At 69.6% G+C, this 13,852-nt stretch carries 16 protein-coding genes and 2 pseudogenes; 9 read left to right on the forward strand and 9 right to left on the reverse strand.

The annotated features are described in order from the left end of the window. Positions 1–3: 3 nt before the first annotated feature. Entirely contained in the window at positions 4–174 is a 171-nt protein-coding gene (rpmF, locus tag AXW62_RS12840) for a 50S ribosomal protein L32 (protein ID WP_060944632.1), read from the reverse strand. 216 nt (positions 175–390) lie between these two features. Here rpmF and AXW62_RS45715 point away from each other — a divergent pair. The 4 genes and pseudogenes from AXW62_RS45715 to AXW62_RS12850 all read left to right on the forward strand — a co-directional run. After that, a pseudogene (locus AXW62_RS45715) lies at positions 391–471 on the forward strand (MarR family winged helix-turn-helix transcriptional regulator); the annotation flags it as partial. 14 nt (positions 472–485) lie between these two features. Next, complete coding sequence (locus AXW62_RS44445; RefSeq protein WP_169808129.1) at positions 486–977, forward strand: hypothetical protein; 492 nt, start codon at positions 486–488, stop codon at positions 975–977. Positions 978–1,195: 218 nt separating this feature from the next. Beyond that, a complete protein-coding gene (locus AXW62_RS43880; RefSeq protein WP_159060863.1) occupies positions 1,196–1,366 on the forward strand; it encodes a hypothetical protein in 171 nt (56 codons plus the stop codon). Between the two features lie 33 nt (positions 1,367–1,399). Beyond that, the gene (locus AXW62_RS12850; RefSeq protein WP_079115595.1) at positions 1,400–1,816 is read left to right on the forward strand and encodes a VOC family protein; all 417 of its coding nucleotides are present in this window, start codon (positions 1,400–1,402) and stop codon (positions 1,814–1,816) included. Between the two features lie 73 nt (positions 1,817–1,889). Here the strand turns inward: AXW62_RS12850 and AXW62_RS12855 are convergent. The 5 genes and pseudogenes from AXW62_RS12855 to AXW62_RS12875 form a co-directional block, all read right to left on the reverse strand. Continuing rightward, a pseudogene (locus AXW62_RS12855) lies at positions 1,890–2,237 on the reverse strand (STAS domain-containing protein); the annotation flags it as partial. A 136-nt stretch (positions 2,238–2,373) separates the two neighbouring features. Further along, positions 2,374–3,036 carry a hypothetical protein gene (locus AXW62_RS43885; RefSeq protein ID WP_159060864.1) on the reverse strand — a complete coding sequence of 221 codons (663 nt, stop codon included), beginning with the start codon at positions 3,034–3,036 and terminating at the stop codon, positions 2,374–2,376. Positions 3,037–3,249: 213 nt separating this feature from the next. Continuing rightward, the gene (locus AXW62_RS12865) at positions 3,250–3,693 is read right to left on the reverse strand and encodes a transposase (protein WP_159060865.1); all 444 of its coding nucleotides are present in this window, start codon (positions 3,691–3,693) and stop codon (positions 3,250–3,252) included. Positions 3,694–4,172: 479 nt separating this feature from the next. Next, entirely contained in the window at positions 4,173–4,418 is a 246-nt protein-coding gene (locus AXW62_RS12870) for a hypothetical protein (RefSeq protein WP_060944638.1), read from the reverse strand. Positions 4,419–4,940: 522 nt separating this feature from the next. Beyond that, the gene (locus tag AXW62_RS12875; RefSeq protein WP_079115597.1) at positions 4,941–5,969 is read right to left on the reverse strand and encodes an Lrp/AsnC family transcriptional regulator; all 1,029 of its coding nucleotides are present in this window, start codon (positions 5,967–5,969) and stop codon (positions 4,941–4,943) included. Between the two features lie 231 nt (positions 5,970–6,200). Between AXW62_RS12875 and AXW62_RS12880 the strand changes: the two genes are divergently transcribed. Genes AXW62_RS12880 through menC form a run of 3 tightly spaced genes read left to right on the forward strand, consistent with a single transcriptional unit; the run spans position 6,201 to position 9,804 of the window. Further along, a complete protein-coding gene (locus AXW62_RS12880) occupies positions 6,201–7,511 on the forward strand; it encodes an MFS transporter (RefSeq protein ID WP_060944639.1) in 1,311 nt (436 codons plus the stop codon). Then, positions 7,508–8,701: a M20 family metallopeptidase gene (locus AXW62_RS12885; RefSeq protein WP_252368585.1), complete on the forward strand. Its 1,194-nt coding sequence runs from the start codon at positions 7,508–7,510 to the stop codon at positions 8,699–8,701. The genes AXW62_RS12880 and AXW62_RS12885 overlap by 4 nt, the downstream gene beginning before the upstream one ends. Beyond that, a complete protein-coding gene (menC, locus tag AXW62_RS12890; RefSeq protein ID WP_060944640.1) occupies positions 8,698–9,804 on the forward strand; it encodes an o-succinylbenzoate synthase in 1,107 nt (368 codons plus the stop codon). Before AXW62_RS12885 ends, menC begins: the two co-directional genes overlap by 4 nt. Here menC and AXW62_RS47085 read toward each other — a convergent pair. The 3 genes from AXW62_RS47085 to AXW62_RS12900 form a co-directional block, all read right to left on the reverse strand. Next, the gene (locus tag AXW62_RS47085) at positions 9,743–10,321 is read right to left on the reverse strand and encodes an MmgE/PrpD family protein (protein ID WP_211282324.1); all 579 of its coding nucleotides are present in this window, start codon (positions 10,319–10,321) and stop codon (positions 9,743–9,745) included. The two genes, menC and AXW62_RS47085, sit on opposite strands and share 62 nt — an antisense overlap. Then, complete coding sequence (locus AXW62_RS45085; protein ID WP_060944641.1) at positions 10,245–10,454, reverse strand: hypothetical protein; 210 nt, start codon at positions 10,452–10,454, stop codon at positions 10,245–10,247. Before AXW62_RS45085 ends, AXW62_RS47085 begins: the two co-directional genes overlap by 77 nt. 337 nt (positions 10,455–10,791) lie before the next feature. Beyond that, complete coding sequence (locus AXW62_RS12900; protein ID WP_060944642.1) at positions 10,792–11,388, reverse strand: TetR/AcrR family transcriptional regulator; 597 nt, start codon at positions 11,386–11,388, stop codon at positions 10,792–10,794. A gap of 92 nt (positions 11,389–11,480) precedes the next feature. On the opposite strand from AXW62_RS12900, the gene AXW62_RS12905 reads away from it, so the two are divergent. Together AXW62_RS12905 and AXW62_RS12910 are read left to right on the forward strand one after the other, a co-directional pair. Next, the gene (locus AXW62_RS12905; protein ID WP_060944643.1) at positions 11,481–12,707 is read left to right on the forward strand and encodes a metal-dependent hydrolase family protein; all 1,227 of its coding nucleotides are present in this window, start codon (positions 11,481–11,483) and stop codon (positions 12,705–12,707) included. Between the two features lie 5 nt (positions 12,708–12,712). Further along, the gene (locus AXW62_RS12910) at positions 12,713–13,558 is read left to right on the forward strand and encodes an alpha/beta hydrolase (protein WP_244502690.1); all 846 of its coding nucleotides are present in this window, start codon (positions 12,713–12,715) and stop codon (positions 13,556–13,558) included. Positions 13,559–13,852 lie beyond the last annotated feature (294 nt).

The raw sequence follows: 13,852 nt of genomic DNA on the forward strand, positions 1-13,852 counted from the left end.
CGGTCAGTCCTCGGGGTGCAGCAGACCGCGCCGGTAGGCGGGGACGAGCCGCCGCGGCACCTGGTGTTCACGGCCGTCGATGGTGATCGTCACCAGCTCCGGAGTGCTCGCCTTCCACTGCGCGCGGCGGTGGCGGGTGTTGCTCCGGGACATCTTCCGCTTGGGCACGGCCATGTCGTAGGGGGCCTTTCCTGGTCGGTGGTGTTCCTGCTGTTGTTCCTGCGACCGTACATGAAAATGAGTACCATTTCTATCTACTGTGGCGGCTGCCGTGAGGCCGTCGCCGAGGAGGAGAAGAAGTGCCGCCGCTTGAGGACGGCGGCGAAGAGGTGGGGGAACTCCCCCGTACCGGTCCCGGATCACCAACCGTGCACGGCAGCCGAGGGGCTTGCCTCTGCGGTGCGTCAGCACCTGGAGAAGTCTGTGTTGCGTGGGGCGGACCTGACGTGGACCGCCTTCGTCGTTCTGTGGAAACGCTCGCCTCGGTGCCCACGGACCGCGAGTCGGTACGGCAGCGGTGGGCCGACAACAACTTCCGTCGCTACCTCGGCATCGACCCTATGCAGATCCGCAACCACACCACCGGCCACGGCGACCTGCACTGGACGCATCTCGCGAAGACGTCTGTGGTGATCTTCGACTGGGAGAACTCGATGTGCGGGTGTGCGTGGTCGGCAACGGATGCGAGCCCCAGATCGTGCCGCCCGGCGCCCTCACCGTCCACCAACCGAACAAACACCGATCCCCGGCGCCCCCGCACCGTCCACCAACCGAACAACACCAGGATCCCCGGCGGACGCAACGCCGGCGCCGACGCCCTCGGCCGGGAACCCGACCCCGCCGAGTGGCTGTTCTTCCTCGACAACGACGCTCCCCTCCCCCGCACCGACGCGTCCTCGCCCGGCTCATCGCCGAAGCCCAGCAGCACCCCCGGCCCGCATACGTACAGCCCAGACTGGCCGGCCCGGACGACCTGACCACCCCGCGCCGCTGGACCCCCCGGCTACGCACGAGCCGTCCGGAGCGGCCCGGCACGATCACCACAACGACCAAGGGAGCCGCCCTCATCCGCCGAGAAGCATCCAACGCGGTCGGTGGGTGGCCGGCCCCGTTCTTCCTCTACCACAAAGGCCTCCAGCTGGCGTGGCAATGCTGGGCAGCCGGACCGACCGGCCGGTACGCCGCCGGAATCCAGATGCACCACCCGCTCACCTCCCCCGCCCGGCACGCGCTGTTCCACCGGCTCGCCGCCCGCAACCGGATCCGGGTCGCCTACCGCAACCTCCCCGCTGCTGGTCAGTGGATCTCCCCACGCATCCGGCACCTGTGCCCCGTTCTCGTATGGCTACGGGGAGAGAGCAAGTAACTCAGCGTGGCGGCAGGGCCTACGATGAGCGGCATGGCGCCTGATGCTTTCACGTCTTCGGTTTGGCCGGTCCTGCACTACGACGACACGAGGGCCGCACTGCGCTTTCTGGTCGATGTGCTGGGGTTCACGCAGGTGGTGGCGGCGCCGGATGAGCACGGCGGGATTGGCCACGCCGAGCTGCGCTGGCCTGGCGGTGGTGCGCTGGTGTTCGGTTCGACCCGGCACACGGACAGCGTGCACGGGCGGATGCGGGCGGGCACCAGCGCGGTCTATGTGATGAGCGACGACGTGGACGCGGTGCACCAGCGGGTGGTCGACGTCGGCGGTGAGGTTCTCGAAGCGCCGCACGAGACCCGGTTCGGGTCGGGCGCCGCCGCGTATGTGTGTACGGTGAGCGATCCGGAGGGCAACTTGTGGACCTTCGGCACCTACCGCGGTCACTCGTAAGGCGTAGGGCCCCGGGTGGAGACCAGAGGACCCCGGCCAACGGCCGGGGTCCTCTGGTGTTACGGCGCTGGAGTCAGTGGCTGCCGGCGAGTTCGCCGGTGAGCTTGCCATGGAGGTCGGCGCTGGGGTCGTTCAGGCCGGTGATCTCGACGGTCTTGCCGCGCTGGGCGTACTTGGTCTCGATCGCGTCCAGGGCCGCGACCGAGGACGCGTCCCAGATGTGGGCGGCCGAGAGGTCGATGACGACCTTTTCCGGGTCGCCCGCGTAGTCGAACTGGCCGACGAGGTCGTTGCAGGAGGCGAAGAACAGCTCTGCGGTGACGGAGTAGACGACCGTGTGGCCGTCGGGGTCGGCGACCGCGGTGACGTGGGCGAGGTGGGCGACGCGCTTGGCGAATATGACCGCGTAGCCAACTGGCCCGTGCCGAGGACTTCGCCGCCACGCTGGGCGCCCGGCTGGAGCAGAACGCTCCAGCCGGGCGCGTGTAGCTCGCAGCGTCACGTTTCCGGCCGGTGCAGCCCGCCCTGCGGATCATGTGTGTCGGACTCCGTAGCGGTCAGCTCCAGCCGAAACCTGCCGCGTCTGTCCAAGAACAGGACCCTGACCTGCGAACGGGCACAACGGAGAGGGGGCGCCCGAAAGCCAGCCCGTCCAGGGCCGTGACGGACTGTCCGGGTGGGCGGCCCGGCCGGAAACCGTGGCGCTCGGTGAAACTCCCCACTCCGTTGAACGGCGGACCGGGTGAGGCGACGAGCAACCCCGGTCGTTTCTGGAGGCTGTTGACCTCAGTTCCGTGAAGGCCGTGCTCATGGCGGACGAGAGGTGATCGCCGGATTCGAGGTCGGCCGCTTTCCAGCCCGTCGCGTGCCGCCTCCATGAAGGCATAGCGACATTCGCGCTTGGTGGGCGACTGTCCGGTCGCGATGGTGTTGCGCATGTGTGCATGGAGTGCGTTGGTGTAGTCATGAGCGGTCTGGGCCGCCTCCTGCGAGCAGACCAGCTCAACGGCCTTCTTCGCGAGCCACAGGTCATGCAGCTTCTCGTCTTCCGGGTCTTCGGGATCCGGAAGGCCGAGTTTTCTGCGATCCAGTATCAATTCGACCCGTTGCGCGGCAGCCAGGAAGCTCAGGATGGCTTCTTTCCGCTCAGTGCGCTCTGCGTCCGCGCGTTGCCGCTGATCCCGTTGCACCTCGACGCGCGTCGCCAGGTGCTGCCCCACGAGTGCTCCTGCGGTCCCGAGAAGGACACCGATCAAGGCGAGGACTGTGCCTCCAGTAATTCCGTCCACGCCGTACAGCCTGGTAGATGATCGAACGTACCGCGACGGCGACGCATGAAAACGGCTTCGACCAAAGCGCGGTGGAACTCGTGGCTGGACGCGGGTCCGGAGCAGTTCGATGGAGGCACGTCCGTACATGGCTCGCTTGAGCGTTCAGCCCTTCTCCAGCAGGCGGTGGATGTCCTCGTAGCGGTGGCGGATCCGCTCGACGATCTGGGTGCGGGGCAGCTCAGCGGGCGGTAACAGCATCGGCGGCGGCTCCGGCAGGTTCGCCACCGTCGCCTCCTCCTCGGTGTGTTTGCGCAGGCAGTTGCGGTTGCGGTGTTGGTGGCAGGTCTTCTTCACCGCGGCGGACAGGTTTTGAAGCAGGTGCCGGCGACCAGCGACTTCGAGCACGTCCGGGGCGGCCTCCTTGACTGCCTTGGTGTAGGCGTTGGCCCGGTCCCGGCAGATGATCCCGGCACCGGGATGCTTGGCCGGCCAGGCAGCGAACGTCTCTGAGGTGCGGTCGGGCAGGACGTCCACGCCCCGGCGGGCTTCGACGTCGACCAGCACGGTGCCATAGGCGCAGCCCTTGCGGAAGGCGAGCTCGTCCACTCCCAGCACCCGCGGGGCACGGTCCGGCCCTGCCGGTGCCTTCAGCAGCCGCAGCAGCCGGGTCCGGCCCACGGCCAGCCGCAGCCGGTGGCACTGGACCGCCGCCCAGCTCGACCGCGATCGACCGCAGCCAGTTCGTCAGCCCGACGCTCGACCGGCAGTGCCGTTCGGTCAGCCCGGCGACCTGCTCGGCAAACGTCCTGCGGGAACAGCTCCTGCGGTCGCAGAAGTACCGGCGCACCCGGAGCCGGACCACGACCCTACGGGAGCCCAACGGTCGAATGATCCCCCGTTCCCGCACCTGACCTGGGGGTTCACGGAACCGCAAACAGAGCCGTTTTCAAAGGTCCCCATCAACCGTCCCTGGTCACCCTTCCGCAGCCTCCGACAACCGGTCCCTGTGCGAGTAAAGGCGATCCGCGCCGCCTTTGTGCCCACCCACCGGCCGTCGTCCCGCGCCGAAGGAGTCGGCCGGCGGGTCACACGTGGCTGAGGATCACCAGCAGTGCCGCGCACTCCGCGAGGACCTGGGCGGCGAGCGCCACCTGCCGCACCCGTGCGACGGGCGCGGCCAGGGCGATGACACAGGCGATGGCGCCGAGGCCGACGCCCCATGTGAACAGCCAATCGGGCAGTCCCGGGGCGCACTGCTCCCCGTACGTCAGACAGCGCGACGCTCGCTCGGACGACAGGGTCAGCACACCGGCCGCCAGAGCCGCCGGCACGAAGAGGACGGCACACAGAAAGGACCAGAAACGGGAGCGATCCCTTCCCGTAGTCGCCTGGGCCGGGAGCGTTGAAGAGTGGGCTGTTTCGTTCATGCCTCGAGCCAACACCGTTCAGCGGGCCCGGCACACTGATCCGGGTACTCAATCGCAGGTGCGCATAGTACTCAGACTGCGGCCCCCAGGAGTGCTTCGTTAGGTTCTGGTTCTGGTACTGCTGGTGGTGAGTGGTCGGCCGCAGGTGGTGCAGGTGCCGGTCCAGCACCGCAGCAGGTCCTGGAGTGTGTCCAGGACCTGGTAGAGGATCAGGCGGCGTGGGTGCTGGGGGGGTCGAGCCGCCGCAGGGTGAGGAAGGCCTGGGCGGCGGTGACGAGGGTGACGTGGTGGTGCCAGCCGCGCCGGGTGCGGTCAGGATCGCGCGGCGGCCGCCCGGGGCCGCGATGCGCTTCGGTACGCCGAACGTGACGGAGAAGTGGCCGGTCGGCGAGGTCCAGGGAACAGCCCGCCGCCCGCGCCGAGGGGTCAGCCTGCGGGCAGGCTCCCAGGCGCGGGCCGGCGTCCCTGTCCCGGCGGACGCTCCGGGTGCTGCGTTCGCCGCCAGTAGCGCTTCACGACTTCGAGTTGCAGCGTGCATGCGACGGCCGTGACTTCGACGTCCGCGGCGGCCCCACCCATGATGAAATCGGCCAGGTCTCCTTCGTCGCGGAACACACCGTCGCACACGAAGGTGCCGGCCGCGCCGATGAGCGCGAGGAACCGCGTGGCCGGGTGGGCGGCGAGCGCTGCGCTCAGCCGGGTGGCCGCGCTCGGCGGGCAGGAGATTTCGAGTACGGCCTCGACCTGGTAGCCGAGGTGTCGCGGTTCGACCTCGACGCGGGGGCGCAGCAGTCCCGAGGCGAACATCGCCGTCGCCGTGCGCCGGGCACGGGACTCGGAGACGTCCAGGGCGCGGGCGAGGTCGGAGTAGGGGGCCCGGGCGTTGTCCCGCAGTACGGCCGCCACCTGGCGTTCCAACGGGCCGAGGTTCGGGTCGTTGCCCTCCTCGGCCGCGGTGTGCGCGGCGAGCGCCGCCTCCTGGTCCGCGGTCAGCCGCGGCAGCCGCCACGCCGCGGAACTGGTGAGCCTCCGCAGACTCCAGTGCGCCCGTACCCCGCGGATGCCCGGGGTGCCCGGGATGTCGTCGACCAGCGCGCGGCTGGTCGCCGCCCGGGTCATCCCCTGCAGGACGGCGTAGACGTCCCCGTGCCCGGATGTGATGCCGACGTGCGCGGTGTCCGCCCGGTCGGCGAGGGCGGTGGCGACCTCCCGGGCCCGCCCGGGTTCGGTGTCGATCCACAGGTGCACGGGCGGTCCCTCGGCGAGCAGCGACCAGTCCACCTCGCAGATGACACGGAGCAGACCCTCGTCCAGCAGACGGCCGTGCCGGCGCCCGACCGTGCGCGCGGAGCTGCCGAGCACACGCGCCAGCATGTCGAAGGGTGCCCGGGGCGCGTGCTGCAGCGCAGCGATCAGGTCGAGGTCGGCGTCGTCCAGCTTGTCATCGTCCGCCATCGGCGCCCTTCTTCTCGTCACGCGGTGCGCGGAACCGGCGTCCACGCCACTGACAGTGCATGGATCAGGCAGCCTATCGGCTCGGCCACCGTGCAGGTACGCCACCATCGGCGGCAGGTGACTGAATCAGGCGCTTCTTGCAGAATCCTTGCCTGAATGCGGCGGTCACTGTAAAACTGCTGCACGACTTCGTCACCAAGGGGCGCCTAGCGCGTCAAGGAGGGTGGCTGGATGGCCGCACCACCCGGAGCACGCCCCGGCATGCTCAAGATCTTCTTCGTGTCCTGTATGGGGACCACGCTCGAGTACTACGACTTCCTCATCTACGGCACCGCAGCCTCGCTGGTCTTCAACAAACTGTTCTTCCCCGCCGACGATCCGCTCGTCGGCACACTGCTGGCCTTCGCCGCGTTCGGCACCGGTTTCCTGGCCCGCCCGCTCGGCGGGATTCTGGCCGGGCACTGGGGCGACCGTGTCGGGCGGCGCCGGATGCTGATCCTCACGCTGACCACGATGGGGCTGTCCACGATGGCCGTCGGGCTGCTGCCGACCTACGCGGTGATCGGTGTGTGGGCACCCGTCCTGCTCGTGGTGCTGCGCCTGGTGCAGGGCCTCGCCGCGGGCGGTGAGTGGGGCGGCGCGGCCCTGTACGGGGTCGAGTCCGCACCACCGGACCGACGGGCGTTCTACGGCAGCTTCACCGGCGCCGGGATCAGCATCGGCGGACTGCTGGCGATCGCCGTCTTCGCGGCCATGAACGCACTGTTCCCGGACGCGATGCTCACCTGGGGCTGGCGGATCCCGTTTCTGCTGGGCGGTCTGCTGATCGTCGTCGGCCTGGTCGCTCGCCAGGGCGCGGACGACGTGCCGCGGCAGGCGGACTCCGGCGCACCACCGGCCGTTCCGCTGGTCACCGTGGTCCGCCACCACCCCCGCGCGCTGCTGCTGACGTTCGGCCTGAGCCTGGGCTACAACGCCATCGCCTACATCGGTTTCTCCTTCTTCCTCACCTACGCCGTCGCGGTGGGCCATTCCACCGGTGAAAGTCTCGGGGCACAGGCGGTCTTCCTCACCGGCGCCACCATCTTCTCGCTGGTGTCCGGAGCGCTGGCGGACCGCTTCGGCCGGCGTCCCGTCGTGCTCGTCGGCGCGGTGCTGACCGGGGTCTACCTGTTCGCCTTCTTCTGGCTGGTGAAGAACGGCAACCCGGTGCTGTTCCACCTGGCGTTCGCACTGGCTTCACCGCTGACGGCGTCGATGAAGGGCGCGACGCCCGCGATGATCGCCGAACAGTTCCCGGCAACGGTCCGCTACAGCGGTGCGTCGCTGGGCTACCAGCTCGGTGCCGCGCTGGGCGGCGGGCTCGCCCCGACCGTGGCCACGCTGGTGTTCGTCTCCTCCGGCAGGGCCACGTGGAGTGTGCCGCTGCTGGGCCTGGCGGTCGCGGCGCTCGTCGCCGTCTGCGTCCTCGGCCTGCCGGAAACCCTGCAGCGGCCGGTGGCCGCGAACGACGAGAGGACCCCACAGGAGGCATGGCGATGATGGCCGTACCCGACCCCTCCACACTGCGCGATGTCGACGTCGCGGGCCTGCACCGATGGCTCGAACGGCACCGCGGGCACGTGCTGGACGACGTTCTGGACCTCGTCGGTCAGGAAACCCCCAGCGATGATCCGGCACTGCTGGATCGCGGGCTGGCCCGGCTCGAGCGGTGGGTCACCGGCATGCTCGGACAACCGCGGCACCGCTCCCGTACCGACGGCGGCTCGCACGGGGACACGCTCACCCTCGAGTTCGCCGGTACCGGTTGCGCGCCGGTCGTCCTGCTCGGCCACTACGACACGGTGTGGCCGGCGGGCACGCTCGCCGACTGGCCGTGCACGGTGGACGGCGACCGGGCGACCGGGCCAGGGATCTTCGACATGAAGGCCGGGCTGGTGCAGGCGGTCTGGGCGCTGCGCGCACTCTCCGCGACCGGACACCAGGCGCCCCCGGTCCGGCTCGTGCTGAACGGCGACGAGGAGATCGGCAGCCCTGTCTCCCGCCCGGTGATCGAGCGTGCCTGCGCCGGGGCGGCGGCCGTCCTCGTGTTCGAAGGCAGCGCCGCCGGTGCGCTGAAGACCGGCCGCAAGGGCGTCGGCATCTTCGATGTGACCGTGACCGGACGCGAGGCGCACGCCGGGCTGGAGCCGGAAAAGGGGGTGAGCGCCATCGACGAGATGGCCCGGGCCACGTTGAAACTGCACGCGCTGGCCGATCCGGCGGCCGGTACCACGGTCAACGTCGGCCTCGTACAAGGCGGCAGCGCGATCAACGTGGTGGCGGGGCGAGCCGCCGCACGGGTCGACGTGCGGGTCGCCAGCCGGGCCGAGGCGGACCGGGTGGACCACGCGCTCGCGCGCCTGAAACCCCACGACCCACGGGCCGGCATCACCGTCACCGGAGAGTGGAACCGGCCCGTGATGGAACGCACCCCCGCGATCGCCGCCATGGCCGGTCTCGCCCGCGCGGCGGCCGCGGAACTCGGGGCGGACCTCGCCGAGGTGTCCGTGGGCGGCGCCAGCGACGGAAACTTCGCCGCCGCGACCGGAGTCCCGGTGCTCGACGGGATCGGCGCGGTCGGTGACGGTGCCCACGCCCGCCATGAACACGTGTCGGTCGCGGCCCTGACCGAACGATCCGCGATCGCCGCCGCCGTGCTCGCGGCCTTCCCGAAAGGACAAACCGAATGAAGATCGAGGCAATCGAGCTGATCCGGGTGACGATGCCGTTGCGGAACACGTTCCGCACATCCTTCGGCACCGTTCACGAACGGGACCTGCTGCTCGTCCGCGTGGTCACCCCCGCAGCCGAGGGCTGGGGCGAATGCGTGGCGTTCGGTACGCCGATGTACTCCTCCGAATACGTGGCCGGCGCGGCGGAGGTGCTGGAACGGTTCCTCGGCCCGCGGCTGCTCGAACGCGGCGAGGTGCGAGCCGAGGAGGTCGCGGAACTGCTCGCACCGGTGCGCGGGCACCGGATGGCGAAGGGCGCCTTGGAAACCGCCGTGCTCGACGCGCAGCTGCGGTCCCGTGACGAGTCACTGGGCGACTACCTGGGCGCGACCCGGAACCGGGTGCCCGCCGGGGTCTCGGTCGGCATCCTCGACTCCGTGCCCGAGCTGCTCGACGTCGTCGGCGGCTACCTCGCCGAGGGCTATCTGCGGATCAAACTCAAGATCGCGCCCGGATGGGATGTCGAGCCCGTGCGCGCGGTGCGGGAGCGGTTCGGCGACGACATCCTGCTGCAGGTCGACGCCAACGCCGCGTACACCCTCGCCGACGCCCGGCACTTGGCGCGGCTCGACGACTTCGGACTGCTGCTCGTGGAACAGCCGCTCGCGGAGGAACAGCTGCGCCAGCACGCGGAGCTGGCACGGCTCATCCGTACGCCGATCTGCCTGGACGAGTCGATCGTTTCCGCCCAGGGGGCCGCGGACGCGCTGGCGCTCGGGGCGTGCCGGATCGTCAACATCAAACCGGGGCGTGTGGGCGGGTACCTCGAGGCCCGGCGCGTTCATGACGTCTGCCGCGCCCATGGCGTGGCCGTCTGGTGCGGCGGGATGCTCGAGACCGGCATCGGCCGCGCGGCGAACGTCGCGCTGGCCGGACTGCCCGGTTTCACCGTGCCGGGCGACACCTCCGGCTCCGCCCGCTACTACGAGCACGACCTCACCGAACCGTTCGTGCTCCGGGACGGACACCTCGACCTGCCCACGGGTCCGGGCATCGGGGTCACCCCGGACGCCGCCGCGCTGGCCGCGCGTACCACCGCGAGCACCTGGCTGACCGCGTAAGGCGAGACCACGCCGGGCTCTGGCGGGTCACGTTTCCTCCGGCCGCTCCTCCGGCCGCGCGACGATGTCTTGCCGCCAGGGCGCGGAAGGGGGCTCCCATGGTACGGCGGGTGGCGGCGCCGGCCACCAGGTGCGGCAGGCTGAACTTCGCGTCCACGAGAGTGGCCGGGGCGCGTCGTGCATCGACCGGGCGGTACATCAGATCGTGGTAGTCGCCGACATGTACCCGGATCTCGTCGATGTCGTCCGGGACCAGGCGGTGGTCGGCCATGCGGCCGATGGTGGCGTGGACGTGGCTGTGGGCGGTGCCGACCGCGGGCCAGGGCTTGCAGAGCGTTCGGCTGCCCTGATAGTCCGAGCCCAGTCCGTCAGGGATCGCCTCACGGTCGTCATTACCCCCGAAGTATGGGCTGAGGACGCCGTATTCGCCTGCGAAGAGGTCAGGGACTCCGGTGATGCCCTTCTGCGCCAGCAGCTCCCCTGGCGGAGAACCCTGCGTACATCGCCCGTAAGTCACCGCCCGTGCCGGCGACGACTTCCATGGCGGCGCTGGACCGCATGCTGGCGATGCCCAGGGCGTCGGCCAGGCGCTCGCCGGGCAGGCCCATGGCGCGGCCCGCCGCCGCCGTAGCGGCGAATACTCCCAGCACGGCCGGCAGGTTCCCAGTCCTTGCGCCAGCCGACGTTGCGGCGCAGCCGTGCGAACAGGTCCTGTCCTGCCGCGACCGCGGCGATCAGGTCGGACCCCGGACGCCGCCCTGTCGTTCGGCCACCGCGAAGACCGCCGGAACGATCGAGCTGGCACAGTGGCTGGCCCCACGGGGTCTGGCGTGGTCTCTTGGCTTCGCACGGCTTTGACACGAGGCCGGCCGCCGGTGGGTCACGCGAGGCGACCCTCCGCAACCGCCGGTCGAGGCCGCTTGTCAGCGCGTCCGCAGACAGGGCCCGAGGGATCAGGTGAGGCGGCGGCACGGGCCGAGGGCCCGCTCAACGCTCCGGACGTGATCGTGGAATGGATCGGCCCTCCCTCATGCGCAGGATCAAGGTGACCGCGTCCTCCGGGCGGGTTCCGGGAGTCAGGATTTCCTGCAAGAAGAGGCCGCGAATCGCGGCAATGGTGACGGTGGCCACATCCCGCGCTTCCTTCGGGTCGAGCCCTTCGCGTTCCGCGAGTGAGGACAGCATCACGGTCAGGTCGCCGATCGACTCCACGAACGCACGGAAGTCCTCGGGGCCGTACGCGGCCAGTCCGACGACGTAGAAGAAGCCGCGGACACGCGACAGCTGCTCTGGCCGGGTGTAAGCACGCCAGATCGCCACCACGAAATCGTCGAAGGTGCCCTGCTGGGCGGCGTCCAGAAGTGCCTCGTTGTCACGGGATCGCTGCGCCGTGAGCATGGCGGCCAAGACGCCCGAGAGCGACCCGAAGTGGTATCGCAACAGGGCGTGGCTGGTCTCGATCCGGGCGGCGATCTCACGGAGCGACATCTCCGGCGGGGGAAGGGCCTCGCCGAAGGCGTCGAGAAGCCGTGCCAGGAGTCGCTCGCGTGCGCTGCCCTTGCGTTCCGAGGTTGACAGGATCACTCCCACAGTTTATCCATTGGAAAAGACGGATGGGCGGTTCTGTGTTGCTACGCACATGGTCGCAGTCAGCTCGCAACGGCGGAGGATCGATCATGGGACCTGCTCATGTAGTCGGCGCGGCAGTCATCGACGGATCGGGGCGCGATCCCAGCAACCTCGACATCACTATCGAGAACGGCCGCATCACCCGACTCGGTGCCTCCAGCGCGCACGGCGAGCGTCTCGATGCCGAGGGACTGACGATGACGCCCGGCCTGATCGACGCTCACGTCCACCTGGGCCTGTCGAGCCCGATCCAGCCGCACTTCTCGTTTCAGATAAGCGCAGCCGAGATCGCGGCGGACATCTTCGCCACGGCCGGCGCGACGCTCGACGCCGGCTTCACCACCGTTCGCGACACCGGCGGGATCGACGGCGGTGTCGTCACCGCGATCGCGAAGGGCAAGGTCAGAGGGCCGCGCGTCCTGTCGTGCGGACCCGTTCAGTGCCAGATCGGCGGGCACGGCTACTACGGAGCCGCATGGGAACCCACCGAGCTGTGGAGCAACCACCACATCGCGGGCCTGTGCGCCCTGTCCATGATGGCGGGCAACGCGGACGAGCTGCGACACAACGTCCGCGAAGCCTTCCGTCGCGGAGCCTCCTTCCTGAAGCTCTGCGTGACCGGCGGAGTGGTGGGCGCACATGATCGGCTGACCGACACCCAGTTCACCGTCGAAGAGATCGCTGTCGCAGTTCAAGAAGCTGCGGCACGGAACACCTATGTGACCGTTCACGCCCACAACAACGAGGGCATACGGAATGCGGTCGAGGCCGGGGTGCGCTGTGTCGAGCACGGCACTGGCCTCGACGAATCCACAGCGGCCCTGATGGCCGCTCGCGAGGTTGCCCTGGTGCCCACCTTCGCCGTCGTCGAGCAACTGCTGCACGACACCGCCGGAGCCGGTCTCGCCGAGTCGACCCGCGACCGAGCCAAGGGCACACGCGAACAGATGGCGAAGGCGCTCGCTGCCGCCAAGCACGCAGGAGTACGGATCGGGCTGGGTTCCGACCTCATCGGTCCGGCCCAGGACCGTCGCGGCAAAGAACTCAGCCTGCGCGCAGCCCTCGAGACGCCGATGGACGCGCTCGTGGCGGCGACCCGGACCAACGCCGAGATCCTCGGCCTGTCCGGCCAGGTGGGTGTCATCACTCCCGGCGCGCAGGCAGACCTCGTTCTGTGGAACGGCAACCCGCTCGAAGACCCAGAACTGTTCTCCGACCCCACCAACGCCGTCCTCGTCATCCAGGGCGGCCACATCGTAAAGGACCTCAGGTGAGCACCATGTGGCAGGGCTGCCTCGCCCACACCGACTACTTCGAGATGCGCTCCAGCGGTGGGCACGACTACGGCGTCTGGGTCACCACACCACCGCGCTACGACCCTGCCACGGCGCCAGCGCCTGTCGTGTACGTGCTCGACGGCAACTGGGCCGTGGGCATGACCGCCCCACTCATCGTCACGCAACTGGACCCGATGCAGGCGATTCAGCCCTACGTCCAAGTCAGCGTGGGTTACGCGGGCGAGGAAGCCGAGCACTGGGAGCGGTTGCGCAACCGCGACCTCGTGCCGCCCGGCGAACCCATCGCGAAGGAGTACATCGATGCGGTGGAGATGGGGGTCGAAGCGGGCACGACGACTCGCGAGCAAGCCGACGCCTACCTCGCTGAATTGAGCGACAGCCGCGGGGATATGTTCCTGGACTTCCTTACCGACGACCTGCACCCGCGGATCGAACGCGACTACGGCACAGCCCCGAGCGGTCACGGCCTCTTCGGCTATTCCTACGGCGGACTGTTCAGTCTCTACGCCTGGCTCACCAAGAGCGCCTTCTTCGAAAGCATCGGCGCGGGCAGCCCCGGCATTGTCCATGCGGACAGTCAGGTCTTCGCGCGTCTTCAAGCAATGGGTGACACTCTGCCCGACACCAAGCTGCACGTGACCTTCAACGAGCAGGAGATGCTCGGAGACCTGGCGGTCTACCAGAACCTCACGCAGCACACGGCCACGTTTCTTCACCGCCTCACCTCCCGCGGCGGATCCGTCACCAGCGCACTCCTGCACGAAACGCATGTGACGGGGTTGCAGGCATCGTTCCTCAGCTACCTCAGGACCTGCCGTGCCCAGTAAGCCTGGACGCCGCGGCTCTGCCTGACCGCCGCGCCGGGCGGCGGCGCTCCTGGCCAGTGCCCCGCCGCCCCGAGTGCCTGCCACCGCTCGCCGCACCCGACCGGTACGTGTCTCGAACCCGAGCCGGTCGCAGAGCTCGCGGCGTGAGACACGGCGGCCAGGCCCGGGCGGAGCGCCACCCGCCCCCGGCCGCCGCCACCTCGGGGCCGGGTGGCGGCCGCAAGAATCCCGTCAAGGGTGGTGAGGGCGGCGTAAGAGGAGCATCAGAGGGCGTTCCACCCGTCCTGCGCCCGG

The organism is Streptomyces hygroscopicus subsp. hygroscopicus, from assembly GCF_001553455.1.
Classification (GTDB): domain Bacteria; phylum Actinomycetota; class Actinomycetes; order Streptomycetales; family Streptomycetaceae; genus Streptomyces; species Streptomyces hygroscopicus.

Bases quoted from the DNA above. Each gene is read 5' to 3' on its own strand.
- menC (WP_060944640.1), top strand. From the start codon at position 8,698: ATGAAGATCGAGGCAATCGAGCTGATCCGGGTGACGATGCCGTTGCGG.
- AXW62_RS43880 (WP_159060863.1), top strand. From the start codon at position 1,196: ATGCACCACCCGCTCACCTCCCCCGCCCGGCACGCGCTGTTCCACCGG.
- AXW62_RS12880 (WP_060944639.1), top strand. From the start codon at position 6,201: ATGGCCGCACCACCCGGAGCACGCCCCGGCATGCTCAAGATCTTCTTC.
- AXW62_RS12905 (WP_060944643.1), top strand. From the start codon at position 11,481: ATGGGACCTGCTCATGTAGTCGGCGCGGCAGTCATCGACGGATCGGGG.
- rpmF (WP_060944632.1), bottom strand. From the start codon at position 174: ATGGCCGTGCCCAAGCGGAAGATGTCCCGGAGCAACACCCGCCACCGC.
- AXW62_RS12885 (WP_252368585.1), top strand. From the start codon at position 7,508: ATGATGGCCGTACCCGACCCCTCCACACTGCGCGATGTCGACGTCGCG.
- AXW62_RS12910 (WP_244502690.1), top strand. From the start codon at position 12,713: ATGTGGCAGGGCTGCCTCGCCCACACCGACTACTTCGAGATGCGCTCC.
- AXW62_RS12875 (WP_079115597.1), bottom strand. From the start codon at position 5,969: ATGGCGGACGATGACAAGCTGGACGACGCCGACCTCGACCTGATCGCT.
- AXW62_RS12850 (WP_079115595.1), top strand. From the start codon at position 1,400: ATGGCGCCTGATGCTTTCACGTCTTCGGTTTGGCCGGTCCTGCACTAC.